Origin of the sequence: Pseudomonas putida (genome assembly GCA_041071465.1) — a bacterium.
Taxonomy (GTDB): Bacteria; Pseudomonadota; Gammaproteobacteria; order Pseudomonadales; family Pseudomonadaceae; genus Aquipseudomonas; species Aquipseudomonas putida_P.
On sequence record CP163498.1, the window covers coordinates 394,216 to 407,285 of the forward strand.

9 protein-coding genes, 4 tRNA genes and 1 pseudogene are annotated in these 13,070 nt (G+C 61.9%); all 14 read right to left on the reverse strand.

Annotated elements, in window-relative coordinates:
- Positions 1 to 163: 163 nt before the first annotated feature.
- Positions 164 to 240 (reverse strand) — tRNA-Arg (locus AB5975_01795).
- A 73-nt stretch (positions 241 to 313) separates the two neighbouring features.
- Positions 314 to 390: transfer RNA gene (locus AB5975_01800), tRNA-Arg, on the reverse strand.
- 71 nt (positions 391 to 461) lie between these two features.
- Positions 462 to 538, reverse strand: a tRNA-Arg gene (locus tag AB5975_01805).
- A 106-nt stretch (positions 539 to 644) separates the two neighbouring features.
- Positions 645 to 735 (reverse strand) — tRNA-Ser (locus tag AB5975_01810).
- A 73-nt stretch (positions 736 to 808) separates the two neighbouring features.
- Complete coding sequence (gene csrA, locus AB5975_01815; GenBank protein XDR20719.1) at positions 809 to 997, reverse strand: carbon storage regulator CsrA; 189 nt, start codon at positions 995 to 997, stop codon at positions 809 to 811.
- 165 nt (positions 998 to 1,162) lie between these two features.
- Positions 1,163 to 2,398, reverse strand: a complete 1,236-nt coding sequence (locus tag AB5975_01820) for an aspartate kinase (GenBank protein ID XDR20720.1) — start codon at positions 2,396 to 2,398, stop codon at positions 1,163 to 1,165.
- Between the two features lie 84 nt (positions 2,399 to 2,482).
- The gene (alaS, locus tag AB5975_01825; GenBank protein ID XDR20721.1) at positions 2,483 to 5,107 is read right to left on the reverse strand and encodes an alanine--tRNA ligase; all 2,625 of its coding nucleotides are present in this window, start codon (positions 5,105 to 5,107) and stop codon (positions 2,483 to 2,485) included.
- 316 nt (positions 5,108 to 5,423) lie between these two features.
- Positions 5,424 to 6,431: a succinylglutamate desuccinylase gene (gene astE, locus AB5975_01830; GenBank protein ID XDR22896.1), complete on the reverse strand. Its 1,008-nt coding sequence runs from the start codon at positions 6,429 to 6,431 to the stop codon at positions 5,424 to 5,426.
- Between the two features lie 10 nt (positions 6,432 to 6,441).
- The gene (locus AB5975_01835; protein XDR20722.1) at positions 6,442 to 6,732 is read right to left on the reverse strand and encodes a topoisomerase II; all 291 of its coding nucleotides are present in this window, start codon (positions 6,730 to 6,732) and stop codon (positions 6,442 to 6,444) included.
- 14 nt (positions 6,733 to 6,746) lie between these two features.
- A pseudogene (gene astB / locus AB5975_01840) lies at positions 6,747 to 8,094 on the reverse strand (N-succinylarginine dihydrolase).
- Positions 8,095 to 8,117: 23 nt separating this feature from the next.
- Positions 8,118 to 9,581: a succinylglutamate-semialdehyde dehydrogenase gene (gene astD / locus AB5975_01845; GenBank protein XDR20723.1), complete on the reverse strand. Its 1,464-nt coding sequence runs from the start codon at positions 9,579 to 9,581 to the stop codon at positions 8,118 to 8,120.
- Positions 9,582 to 10,610 (reverse strand): arginine N-succinyltransferase, encoded by a 1,029-nt coding sequence (astA, locus tag AB5975_01850; protein XDR20724.1) that lies wholly within the window; start codon positions 10,608 to 10,610, stop codon positions 9,582 to 9,584.
- Positions 10,611 to 10,688: 78 nt separating this feature from the next.
- A complete protein-coding gene (gene aruF / locus AB5975_01855) occupies positions 10,689 to 11,708 on the reverse strand; it encodes an arginine/ornithine succinyltransferase subunit alpha (GenBank protein ID XDR20725.1) in 1,020 nt (339 codons plus the stop codon).
- Positions 11,709 to 11,843: 135 nt separating this feature from the next.
- Entirely contained in the window at positions 11,844 to 13,064 is a 1,221-nt protein-coding gene (locus AB5975_01860; GenBank protein XDR20726.1) for an aspartate aminotransferase family protein, read from the reverse strand.
- Positions 13,065 to 13,070 lie beyond the last annotated feature (6 nt).

The following is a 13,070-nucleotide window of genomic DNA, read 5'->3' on the forward strand; positions in this document are numbered from 1 at the left end:
TCGCGTACTTCTGTAGGAGCGGCCTTGTGTCGCGAAAGGGTCGCGCAGCGGCCCCAAAGGCACAGGCTCAATCTACAGAAGAGCTTAGATCGACATCACCAACAATTCATTGGCGCAGAAAAACAAAAAGCCCGCTCATTTGAGCGGGCTTCTTGATTTGGTGTGGCGGACTCAGGAGGATTCGAACCTCCGACCGCTCGGTTCGTAGCCGAGTACTCTATCCAGCTGAGCTATGAGTCCGTGGTGGTATTTTTTAGACCAGGTTACCACTGGTTGGTTGAAGTGCCTTTGCAAGCAGAGCCACTTCAAAAAGTGGCGGACTCAGCAGGATTCGAACCTGCGACCGCTCGGTTCGTAGCCGAGTACTCTATCCAGCTGAGCTATGAGTCCGCGATGGTAGTTTTAGACCAGATTACCACTGGTTGTTTGAAGCAGCCTTGCAAACAAAGCCACTTCAAAAGTGGCGGACTCAGGAGGATTCGAACCTCCGACCGCTCGGTTCGTAGCCGAGTACTCTATCCAGCTGAGCTATGAGTCCGTGTCTTGCCGCGCATTATAGGTCGCTGAAACATTTTTGCAAGAACTTTTTCGTTTAAAATCAACTACTTAGCGTTCTTACTGTTTACAGCGCCCTAAGCGAATAATGGCGGTGAAGGGGGGATTCGAACCCCCGATACCCTTATGAGGTATACTCCCTTAGCAGGGGAGCGCCTTCGGCCACTCGGCCACCTCACCGCAACACGAGGCGAATATTAAACAGGCTCTTCCTCGTTTGCAACCCTTTTTTTTGAAAAAAACTTCAAAAAAATTAAAGGCTTGGCTCCTCGTCCTTCTCTTTCTTGATCCGCAGGTAGATTTCCTCGCGGTGCACAGCCACTTCTTTCGGGGCGCTGACGCCAATACGCACCTGGTTGCCTTTGACGCCAAGCACCGTCACGGTGATCTCGCCGTCTCCAATGATCAGGCTCTCGGCGCACCGACGAGTCAGAATCAACATAGCTTTCTCCTTACGCAAAACATTCAGGGGTAACAGTCTTGGGTGTCGCGGCCTGGTCGTGGACGACGACCAGGGCCCGGTTACTCGCCACACAGGGCAGGACAGGCCTGTGTGGCGAGCAGAAACGCGAAGGGCGCGGCAAGCCGCGCCCTTCCAGGCAGCGTATTACTCGCTCTGTCGTGCCGGAGCGTCGAGCTCGAACGCGGTGTGCAGCGCGCGTACGGCCAGCTCCAGGTACTTCTCTTCGATCACGACCGAAACCTTGATCTCGGAGGTGGAGATCATCTGGATGTTGATGCTCTCCTTGGCCAGGGCTTCGAACATGCGGCTGGCAACACCGGCGTGCGAACGCATGCCGACGCCGACGATCGAGACCTTGGCGATCTTGGTATCGCCGATCACTTCACGGGCACCGATTTCGCGGGCAGTGTTTTCCAGCACGCTCTGCGCCTTCTCGTACTCGTTGCGGTGTACGGTGAAGGTGAAGTCGGTGGTGTTATCGTGGGCAACGTTCTGCACGATCATGTCGACCTCGATGTTCGAGGCGCTGATCGGGCCGAGGATCTTGAAGGCCACGCCCGGGGTGTCCGGCACGCCGCGAATGGTCAGCTTGGCTTCATCACGGTTGAAGGCGATACCGGAAATGATCGGCTGTTCCATGGATTCCTCTTCATCAATGGTAATGAGGGTACCCGGACCCTCCTTGAAGCTGTGCAGCACGCGCAGCGGAACGTTGTACTTGCCGGCGAACTCCACCGAACGGATCTGCAGCACCTTGGAACCGAGGCTGGCCATTTCCAGCATCTCTTCGAAGGTGATCTTCTCCAGGCGCTGGGCCTGTGGCACAACGCGCGGGTCGGTGGTGTAGACGCCATCGACGTCGGTGTAGATCTGGCACTCGTCAGCCTTCAGCGCAGCCGCCAGGGCCACGCCCGTGGTGTCGGAGCCACCACGGCCCAGGGTGGTGATGCTGCCGTGCTCGTCGACGCCCTGGAAGCCCGCTACCACGACCACGCGGCCTTCCTTGAGGTCGGCACGAATCTTCTGGTCGTCGATCTGCAGGATGCGCGCCTTGTTGTGCGCGCTGTCGGTGAGAATGCGCACCTGGTTGCCGGTGTAGGACACCGCTGGCACACCACGCTTGATCAAGGCCATGGTCAGCAAGGCAATGGTGACCTGCTCACCGGTCGACACGATCACATCCAGTTCACGCGGAACCGGCTGATCGGTGATCTGCTTGGCCAGGTCGATCAGGCGATTGGTTTCACCGCTCATGGCCGACAACACAACCACCAGGTCGTCGCCCGCCTCACGGTGTTTCTTGACCTTATCGGCTACCTGCTCGATCCGCTCGATGGAACCGACAGAGGTGCCGCCAAATTTCTGTACGATCAACGCCATTTCAATGGTGCCTCAGCCCATACAGGGCCCCAAAAAACAATCCAACATGAAGAGGCCGGTGACTAGACCACCGGCCCCTTCATCTCAAAGTCCCTGCTCTGCGAATGGCACGGCCAGCGCCAGGGCGTGGTCCAGCGCGGCGACGTCGACGCCACCACCCTGGGCCATGTCCGGACGGCCACCGCCCTTGCCACCCACCGCCGCAGCGGCTTGTTTCATCAGATCGCCAGCCTTGAGTTGGCTGGAGAGGTCCTTGGTCACGCCGGCCACCAGCACGACCTTGCCCTCATGCTCGCTGCCCAGCAGGATCACTGCGTGGCCGAGCTTGTTCTTCAGCTGATCGACCAGGGCCAGCAGGGCCTTGCCGTCCTGCCCATCCAGGCGGGCGGCGAGCACCTTGGCACCTTTGACCTCAACGGCCGCGTTGGAGAGATCGTCCCCGGCGGCGCTGGCGGCCTTGGCCTGCAGCTGTTCAAGCTGCTTCTCCAGCTGGCGGTTGCGCTCAAGCACAGCCGACAGCTTGTCGATCAGGTTGTCGCGGTTGCCTTTGACCAGTTGCGCGGCTTCCTTGACCTGCTCTTCGGCAGCGTTCAGGTAGGCCAGCGCAGCGGCGCCGGTCACCGCTTCGATACGGCGCACGCCAGAGGCCACGCCGCCTTCGCTGATGATCTTGAACAGGCTGATGTCACCGGTGCGCTTGGCGTGGATACCGCCGCACAGCTCCACCGAGAAATCGCCGCCCATGCTCAACACGCGCACAGTGTCGCCGTACTTCTCGCCGAACAGCGCCATGGCGCCTTTGGCCTTGGCGGTTTCGATGTCGGTCAGTTCGGTTTCAACGGCAGTGTTCTTGCGCACTTCGCGGTTGACGATGTCTTCCAGTTGCTTGATCTGCTCTGGCTTCAGCGCTTCGAAATGGCTGAAGTCGAAACGCAGGCGCTGGCTGTCGACCAGCGAGCCCTTCTGCTGCACGTGCTCGCCCAATACCTGACGCAGCGCTTCGTGCAACAGGTGAGTGGCGGAGTGGTTCAGCGAGGTGGCATGCTGCACGTCGGCATCGACCTTGGCCTCGACTGGCGAACCGATCACCAGCGCACCGCTGGCGACCACACCGTGGTGCAGGAAGGCACCGCCAGTTTTGGTGGTGTCGCGCACGTCGAAGCGTGCAGCGCCAGCCTGCAGGAAGCCGGTATCACCCACCTGGCCGCCGGACTCGGCGTAGAACGGCGTGCGGTCGAGCACGACCACGCCCTGCTCGCCTTCACCCAACTGGTCGACGGCCTGGCCGTCCTTGTACAGGGCAATGATCTTGCCTTGGGCTTCGGTGGCGTCGTAACCGAGGAATTCGGTGGCGCTGTCGACTTTAACCAGGCTGTTGTAATCCATGCCGAAGGCGCTGGCGGAACGGGCACGCTCACGCTGGGCATCCATCTCGCGCTCGAAGCCGGCTTCGTCGATGGTCAGCTCACGCTCACGGGCAATGTCGGCAGTCAGGTCCATCGGGAAGCCGTAGGTGTCGTACAGCTTGAACACCACGTCGCCCGGCACCACGTCGCCTTTGAGCTGGGCCAGGTCTTGCTCGAGGATACGCAGGCCCTGCTCCAGGGTCTTGGCGAACTGCTCTTCTTCGGCCTTGAGCACGCGCTCGATGTGCGCTTGCTGGCTCTTCAGTTCCGGGAAGGCTTCGCCCATTTCAGCAGCCAGTGCCGCAACGATCTGGTAGAAGAAGCTGCCCTTGGCGCCCAGCTTGTTACCGTGACGGCAAGCGCGGCGAATGATGCGGCGCAGCACGTAGCCACGGCCTTCGTTGGACGGCAGCACACCGTCGGCAATCAGGAAGCCGCAGGAACGAATGTGGTCGGCGACGACTTTCAGCGAGGCCTGGCCGTCATTGCTGCAACCGATGGCCTTGGCCGCGGCCGCCAGCAGGTTCTGGAACAGGTCGATCTCGTAGTTCGAGTGCACGTGCTGCAGCACGGCGCTGACGCGCTCCAGGCCCATGCCGGTGTCCACCGACGGCGCTGGCAGCGGGTGCAGCACGCCATCGGCGGTGCGGTTGAACTGCATGAAGACGTTGTTCCAGATCTCGATGTAGCGGTCGCCGTCTTCTTCTGGCGAGCCGGGTGGGCCGCCCCAGATGTCCGGGCCGTGGTCGTAGAAGATCTCGGTGCATGGGCCGCACGGGCCAGTGTCGCCCATGGTCCAGAAGTTGTCGGAGGCGTACGGGGCGCCTTTGTTGTCGCCGATGCGCACCATGCGCTCGGCCGGCACGCCGACTTCCTTGGTCCAGATGTCGTAGGCTTCGTCGTCAGTGGCGTAGACAGTGACCCAGAGCTTTTCCTTGGGCAGGTTCAGCCACTGCTCCGAGGTCAGGAAGGTCCAGGCGAAGGTGATGGCATCGCGCTTGAAATAGTCACCGAAGCTGAAGTTGCCCAGCATTTCGAAGAAGGTGTGGTGACGCGCGGTGTAACCGACGTTTTCCAGGTCGTTGTGCTTGCCACCGGCGCGCACGCACTTCTGGCTGCTGACGGCGCGGGTGTAGGCGCGCTTCTCTGCACCGAGGAAGCAGTCCTTGAACTGGTTCATGCCTGCGTTGGTGAACAGCAGGGTCGGGTCGTTGTTCGGGATCAGCGAACTGGAGGCGACTCGGGTATGGCCTTGCTCTTCGAAGAAGCGAAGGAAGGCTTCACGGATTTCTGCGCTTTTCATAGGTTCTTCCACGGAAACGGCGGCCCTGTTGGGCAAACACGTCGACGAAACGACGGCAAAGGGCCGCATTATATCGGTCCTGCAAGCTCGATGCAGTGTGTTTATACGATAGAAACTGTCGTTTGGACGGTTTTTCGGGCTATGCAAACGAAAATGACATGACCGGATGCTAAATCCTGTGTTTCGCCACTGGCAAGCCAATTACCGCTTATGGGAAGGGAAAATGGAACAGGCGGTGAATTAAAAGAGTTTCATGGGAATCATCACGCAAGGCCGCTCCCCAAAAAGCGACTCCCACAGCAGCAGCCATAGCGCATCAGCCTAGCCGCTGCCCCGAATCCGGCACGATCAGGATACCGGCGCGCAAACCGTTCCTGACCTTGGGGTTGGGGAAGATGATGCGCGCGCCCTCCTCCTCGACCACCCAGCGCATCTCGGCCAGGTCTTCGGCCAGCAGGTAGCCCTTGCTCAGCTCGGAGAAGTTTTCGATATCCGCCGGCAGGTGCAGGTGGAAGCTGTCGCTGTGCTTGATGATTTCACGGGAAACACTGAACAGTTGCAGGCCATCCAGCGAGCTTTCGCCTTCTGGTTCGGTCGCCTCGATGATGCGGATCAGCCGCTCTTCCAGCTTGTCGAGGTTGACCTGCTCGTTCTGGCCGAACGGGCGGGCCTTGCCCAGTTCCAGCGTGAAGGCTTCGGCATCCAGCTGTTCATAGGTGAATGCGCTGAAGGTGATGGACGACTTGCTTTGCAGCAACACCGCTTCCATACCCGCCGCCGCCAGGCGCGCCAGTTCGCGACGGGAGTGCTTGCGCCCTTCTTTATAGGGATACAAGGCGAATTGTTCGATCTTCGAACCACGGATGGCCGTATGCAGGTCGTAATGCAGCCGGCTGCGCCCCGGCTTGCTGAAGAACACCCTGGCAAACTGTTCCAGCTCAGCGGCGCGCAACGCCTCGAAACCGCTGGAAAGCTCGTGACGGCCATTGAAAAGGCGGTTGATGTCCTGCTCGATGAAGCGCTCGCCCTTGCGGATTGCCACCGGGTTGCCGAACAGGAACAGCAGGCGCGCCCTGGGTTTGATCTTGCCGTTGGCCACGCCGTGCAGCAGCCGCTCCAGCAATTCGATCGGCGCCGTCTCGTTGCCATGAATGCCGGCGGACAGCAGCAAATCCAGCCCGCAATCCTCGCTTTCAGCCGGGCGCACTTCAAGCGCACCCTCCCCCAGCCAGCGCAAACGCGCGCCCTTGGGTGTCACTTGGGTCTTCTCGGCCGGTTCGTGATCGGTGAGGGTCAGCTCAAGCAATTTGCCAAGGGCGAGCATAGGTACTTCCTTAGTGGTGGTGGCCGCAGTCAGGGCCATGGACGTGATCGTCGCCTTCGCCAAGCTCCGCCGGCTCCATTTCCAGCTGCAGGCTGACCAGGTTGGTGGCCATCGGGCGCAGCAGCAGGTTGGCATATTCGGTGTCGTCTTCCTCGACATCCACACCGATCAGCAACTGGCCACGGCCGTCTTGCTGAATCCACACTTCCTTGCCTTGCCAGACCACGGCAAAGCGGGTGCAGGAAGTTTCCAGCTGGGTGCCGTCTTCATCTTCAAGGATCAGGCGCAGGGCGTCGGTCATTACAAAGTCTCTCTTCAAGGTTGGCGTTGGAACGGATACACCGAGCCCAACTTCAGGATGGGTCAATTCGTCCAGTGCCGTACGGCATTCCACCAGCAATTGCGGGTCGGCCAGGTCTGCTTCGCCAAGGCGATCGCGGTAATGCCTGTCGACCCACTGCAGCAGCGTGTCATACAGCGAGGCCGTCATGATAACGCCTTGATTGACCGCTACCAGTTCCGTTTCCTTCAAAGCCACGCGCAAACGCAGGCAGGCCGGGCCACCGCCGTTCTGCATGCTCTGCTTGAGGTCGAATATCTTGACCTCATTCACCGGGCCGCCCTGGCTGGTCAACTGGCCCAGGTAGGCCCAGACCCGCTCGTTGTTGCGGCACTCTTCCGGCACCACCAGCAGCATGGAACCATCGTCGCGGCTTAGCAGCTGGCTGTTGAACAGGTAGGAACGCACCGCGTCCTCAACCGTCACCGCTGCCCGTGGCACGCAGATGGCCTGGAAGTTGCCACCCTTGCTGGCCAGTTTAGCTCGCAGCTGGCCAAGCACTGCGTCAGTCTCGAGGAACGCGTCCTCGTGGTAGAACAGCACTTCGCCGTTACCCACCGAAATCACATCATTGTGGAACACACCCTGGTCAATCACCGCCGGGTTCTGTTGAGCGTAGACCACGCCGTCATCGCTCAGGCCGTGCAGCCGAGCCACGGCCTGAGAGGCCTCCAGGGTTTGCCGCGCCGGGTACTTCTGCGGCGCCGGGTAACGGCTGTCGAAGGCACTGCGGCCGTATACGAAGAACTCCACACCCGCCTCGCCATAGGCACTGCAGAAGCGCGTGTGGTTGGCCGCGCCCTCGTCACCGAACTGTGCCACGGCAGGCAGCGCCGGGTGGTGGGCAAAGTGTTTCTCGTTGTTGAACATGGCGCCCAGCACCCGGCTGGTGGTCGGATGCTCGATGCTGCGGTGGTATTTGCAGTTGAGGTTGGCGGCAGTGAAGTGCACGCGGCCGTCCGCAGTGTCGGCACTGGGGCTTACGGTTGCGGCGTTGGCCACCCACATGCTCGAAGCCGAGCAACTGGCCACCAGCAGCGGCATGGCATCGGCGGCGGCGCGCTGGATGACTTCGGCATCACTGCCGCTGAACCCCAGGCGGCGCAGCGCGGCCACATCCGGGCGCTCCTGCGGCGCCAGCACACCTTGCTTGAAGCCCATGTCGGCCAGCGCTTTCATCTTCGCCAGGCCCTGGCGCGCCGCCTCACGCGGGTTGGACCCCTGCTGGCTGTTGCTCTGCGAAGCCACGTTGCCGTAGGACAGGCCGCCATAGTTGTGGGTTGGCCCCACCAGGCCATCAAAATTCACTTCATAGGATTTCATCGGCTAGGCTCCGTGACCTGTTGTTATAGGGTGACGCCCGGCGTCAGGGTCGCCGGCAAGGCAAGGCTGGCAGTCTCCAGCGAAGCCACGGGGTAAGCGCAGTAGTCAGCCGCGTAATAGGCACTGGCGCGATGGTTGCCACTGGCACCCACGCCACCGAACGGCGCACTGCTGGCGGCACCGGTCAGCTGTTTGTTCCAGTTGACGATGCCGGCGCGGCTGCGCAGCCAGAAGTACTGGTAGCGGGCGCGCGAATCGGACAACAAACCAGCGGCCAGGCCGTACTGGGTGTTGTTGGCTTCATCGATCGCAGCATCGAAGTCGACGTAGCGGATCACCTGCAGCAGCGGGCCGAAGAACTCCTCGTCCGGGCGCTCATCCACGGCAGTGACATCGATGATGCCAGGGGTCAGCAGTGCGGCATCGGCCTGTGGTTGGGTCATTTCCAGCAGCTTCACGCCACCTTTGGCGGCCAATTCGGCCTGAGCTGCAATCAGCGCCCGCGCTGCCTGCAGCGAAATCACCGACCCCATGAACGGCGCCGGCTGTTCATCGAACGCCCCCACCGTGATGGTTTTGCACACGTCGACAAGGCGCGCGATCAGCGCATCGCCCCAGCTCCCTTGCGGCACCAGCAGGCGACGCGCGCAGGTGCAACGCTGGCCGGCGGAAATGAACGCCGACTGGATAATGGTGTACACCGCCGCGTCCAGGTCCTTGACCTCATCCACCACCAGCGGGTTGTTGCCACCCATTTCCAGGGCCAGGATCTTGTCTGGGCGCCCGGCGAACTGTTGATGCAGAAGGTTGCCGGTGCGGCTGGAGCCGGTGAAGAACAGGCCATCGATACCCGGGTTGGCGGCCAGCGCCACACCGGTTTCGCGCGCGCCCTGTACCAGGTTCAGCACACCCGCCGGCAGGCCGGCGGCAATCCAGCAATTGACGGTCAGCTCAGCGACCTTGGGGGTCAGCTCGCTGGGCTTGAACACCACACAGTTACCTGCCAAAAGCGCCGGCACGATATGGCCATTGGGCAGGTGCCCGGGGAAGTTGTAGGGGCCGAACACCGCCACCACACCGTGGGGCTTGTGCCGCAGAACGGCCGTGGCATCGGCCAGCGGGCCGCTCTTTTCACCGGTGCGCTCGCGGTAGCTTTGTACCGAAATCGCGACCTTGTTGATCATGCTGGTGACTTCTGTCGCCGATTCCCACAGCGGCTTCCCGGTTTCCTCGCCAATGCACTGGGCCATGGCTTCGGCATGCACTTTCAACTGCGCGGCAAACTTCTCCAGCACATCGATACGCGCCTCCAGACTCAATTGCGCCCAGGCCGGGAAGGCTTGCCGCGCTGCCTGCACGGCAGCACCCACCTGGCTAGCCTCAGCACCCTGCCCTTGCCAGACCACGGCTTGCGTCACCGGGTTCAGCGACTGCAGGGTTTCGCCCTGGCCGGCCTGCCAATTGCCTGCGATGTAATGCGTAGTCATTTACTGGGCCTCCCGGCTAGCCGACAGCGGCACGGCGCGCACATTGTCGCCAGCGCCCATGCGCAGGCGCTTGGCGGTCAGCGGGTCGACCACCAGGGTGCCGGCGGCCAGCCGCGCAGGTGCAGCCGTGATGCGGCAGTCGTCGCGCTTGCGGTTGTGGATGATGAAAGGGGTGGCGTCATCGCCTGGCGTCCCTACCGCCAGCACCAGGGTCTGGCTCTCGCGCACGGCGCGGATCTTGGCGGTGTCGCATTCGATGGCCGGGCCTGCATCGAAGATATCGACGTAGCCCTGGTAGTTGAAGCCCTCCTGCTTGAGCATCGCCAACGCCGGCTCGGTGTCTTTGTGCACGCGGCCGATCACGTTGCGCGCTGCCTCGGACAGGAAGCAGGTATACAGCGGGAACTTGGGCATCAGTTCGGCAATGAACGACTTGTTGCCCACCCCCGTCAGGTAGTCGGCCTGGCTGAACTCCATCTTGAAGAAGTGCCGGCCCAGGCTTTCCCAGAAGGGTGAACGGCCCTGTTCGTCAGACATACCGCGCATTTCGGCAATGATCTTCTTGCCGAACAGCTCAGGGAACTCGGCAATGAACAGCATACGTGCGCGCGATAGCAGGCGGCCATTGAGGCCGGAGCGGTAGTCGCTGCGCAGGAACAGCGAGCACAGCTCGGAATTGCCGGTCAGGTCGTTGGCCAGGAACAGCGTCGGGATTTCGCGGTAGATCTTCAGTTCCTGCGAGGCACTGACCGTCAGGCCGACCCGGTAGTTGTACCAGGGTTCGCGCAGGCCTACGGCACCGGCAATGGCACTGATGCCCACCACCAGGCCTTCGTCGTTTTCCAGCACGAACAGGTAGTCGGTGTCGCCACGCTCCGCTTCGCCGCGGAAGCTTTTTTCCGCCCAGCCAACGCGATGCCCCAGGCGTTCTTCGTTGGCCGGCAGCGTGGTCAGCCCGGTGGTGCCGGTGCTGCGTGCCAATTCGATCAACGCAGGCAAATCGCTGCTGCGTACAGGACGAACGATCATGCTATCTCCTTGTGCGGCGGCATCTGCCGGCGCGAAACTCTGCTAACGCATCAATCCCGAAACGTCTGTTGCCAGACCTCAGACCGCGACCAGGCGCACGCTGGCGCCCTCGCCCACGCCCAGCGCGTCGGCTGCAGCCACGCTCAGGCTGACCGGCTTGCCGGGCACCCAGTCGAGGTCCAGCAGCACTGCGCGGTAGTCCTGCAACTGGCCGTTGCACACCAGGTACGGGCGCCCGCCCTTGATCGGGGCATCTTCGATTTTCACCGGTGCCACCCGGCTCTGGGCGATCGAGCGAATACCCGAGGTGCGCGCGTGCAAGGTCGGGCCGCCGTCGAAAATGTCGATGTAGTGCTCGGTCTCGAAGCCTTCACGCATGAGGATGTCGAAGGTGATTTGCGCGCGCGGGTGCACCTGGCCCATGGCTTCCTGCGCCAGGTCAGGCAGCAGCGGCACGTAGATTGGGTAGTGCGGCATCAGCTCGGCGAGGAAGGTACGGCTCTTGAGCCCGCACAGGCGTTCGGCGTGGGCATAGTTGAGGTCGAAGAAATTGCGGCCGATGGCATCCCAGAACGGCGATTCGCCCTGTTCGTCGCTGTAACCGACGATTTCGGTTACCACCGAGTCGGCGAAGCGTTCCGGGTGCGCGGCCATGAACAGCAGGCGACCGCGCGAGTTGAGCTCGGCCCAGCCACTGTTCACCAACTCCGGCAACACATAGAAGCTGGTCAACAAGCTGTTGCCGGTCAAATCGTGGCACAGCGACAGCACGTGGATCTTGTTGTGGATCTTCAGCTCGCGCGAGGCGTGCACGAAGGTCTCGTTACGAAAGCTGTAGAACGGCTCGGAGTAGCCGGCCGAAGCGACGATGGCCGAACAGCCGACCAGCTTCCCGGTGTTACTGTCTTCGAGCACGAAAAAGTAGCTTTCTTCACCGTTGAAGCTGACCTCGGCGGCGAAGGATGTCTCGGAGGCGGCAATCTTGTCGCCCAGGCGAGCAGTGTCGTCCGGCAGCGAGGTGACACCAATGGGGCTGTCTGCAGCCATGCGCTGCACTTCGTTCAGATCAGCCATTTGCGCGGGGCGCATCACCAGCATGGTGTCACTCCTTTGGAATACGGGCCGCTGACGGCGGCACGGATAAACGGCAGGCGCTTGGGCACCTGCACTGGAATCGGGTATCGCCGGCCCGGTTCAGCCATGGCTGGGACCGGCGAGAGGACCGCAGGCGGGTCAGCCTTGGGTCAGTGTGGCCACGGCGCGCTCGAAGCGGTCCAGGCCTGCATCGATGTCGGCGTCTTCAACCACCAGGCTTGGCGCGAAGCGGACCACGTCCGGGCCGGCCTGCAGCACCATTACGCCTTCTTTCTCGGCCGCGTTGAGCACGTCCTTGGCCTTGCCTTGCCAGGCTTCGGTCAGCACGCAACCCAGCAGCAGGCCGACACCACGCACCTGGGTGAACAGGTTGTACTTCTGGCCGATCTGCTCCAGGCGGGTTTTGAAGCGTTCGTGCTTGGCCTTGATGCCGGCCAGGGTTTGCGGGGTGTTGATAACGTCCAGCACCGCACAGGCAACGGCGCAGCCCAGTGGGTTGCCGCCATAGGTGGTGCCGTGGGTGCCAACGGCCAGGTGCTTGGCCAGCTCGGTGGTGGTCAGCATGGCACCGATCGGGAAGCCGCCGCCCAGGCTCTTGGCGCTGGTCAGGATGTCCGGGGTCACGCCGTAATGCTGGTAGGCATACAGCGAGCCGGTGCGGCCCACGCCAGTCTGCACTTCGTCGAAGATCAGCAGGGCGTTGTGCTCGTCACACAGCTTGCGCGCGCCTTCCAGGTAGGCCTTGTCGGCCGGCACCACGCCACTTTCGCCCTGGATCGGCTCGATCACCACGGCGCAGGTCTTATCGGAAATCTGCGCCTTCAGTGCTTCCAGGTCGTTGTAGGGCACGTGGCTGATACCGGTGATCTTCGGGCCGAAGCCGTCGGAGTACTTCGGCTGGCCACCGACGCTGACAGTGAACAGGGTGCGACCGTGGAAGCTGTTCACGGTGGCGATGATTTCGTGCTTTTCAGGGCCGAAGCGATCATGGGCAACGCGACGGGCCAGCTTGAAAGCAGCCTCGTTGGACTCGGCGCCAGAGTTGCAGAAGAACGCGCGGTCGGCAAAGGTAGCGTCCACCAGCTTATGAGCCAGGCGCAGGGCCGGCTCGTTGGTGAACACGTTGGATACATGCCAGAGGGTGTTGGCCTGTTCGGTCAGGGCCTTGACCAGTGCCGGATGGCAGTGACCCAGGGCGTTTACCGCGATACCACCGGCAAAGTCGATCAACTCGCGACCCGACTGGTCCCAGACGCGGGAACCCTCGCCTCGCACAGGAATGAAGGCCGCCGGAGAATAATTGGGAACCATGACCTGGTCGAAATCGGCACGTTGCACCGGGGCTTGCTCAACGGACATCTGAGT

What these genes read in the sequence shown, in the direction of transcription:
- AB5975_01860 (XDR20726.1), bottom strand. Translation starts at nt 13,064, where the DNA reads ATGTCCGTTGAGCAAGCCCCGGTGCAACGTGCCGATTTCGACCAGGTC.
- csrA (XDR20719.1), bottom strand. Translation starts at nt 997, where the DNA reads ATGTTGATTCTGACTCGTCGGTGCGCCGAGAGCCTGATCATTGGAGAC.
- AB5975_01835 (XDR20722.1), bottom strand. Translation starts at nt 6,732, where the DNA reads ATGACCGACGCCCTGCGCCTGATCCTTGAAGATGAAGACGGCACCCAG.
- AB5975_01820 (XDR20720.1), bottom strand. Translation starts at nt 2,398, where the DNA reads ATGGCGTTGATCGTACAGAAATTTGGCGGCACCTCTGTCGGTTCCATC.
- aruF (XDR20725.1), bottom strand. Translation starts at nt 11,708, where the DNA reads ATGCTGGTGATGCGCCCCGCGCAAATGGCTGATCTGAACGAAGTGCAG.
- astD (XDR20723.1), bottom strand. Translation starts at nt 9,581, where the DNA reads ATGACTACGCATTACATCGCAGGCAATTGGCAGGCCGGCCAGGGCGAA.
- astE (XDR22896.1), bottom strand. Translation starts at nt 6,431, where the DNA reads ATGCTCGCCCTTGGCAAATTGCTTGAGCTGACCCTCACCGATCACGAA.
- astA (XDR20724.1), bottom strand. Translation starts at nt 10,610, where the DNA reads ATGATCGTTCGTCCTGTACGCAGCAGCGATTTGCCTGCGTTGATCGAA.
- alaS (XDR20721.1), bottom strand. Translation starts at nt 5,107, where the DNA reads ATGAAAAGCGCAGAAATCCGTGAAGCCTTCCTTCGCTTCTTCGAAGAG.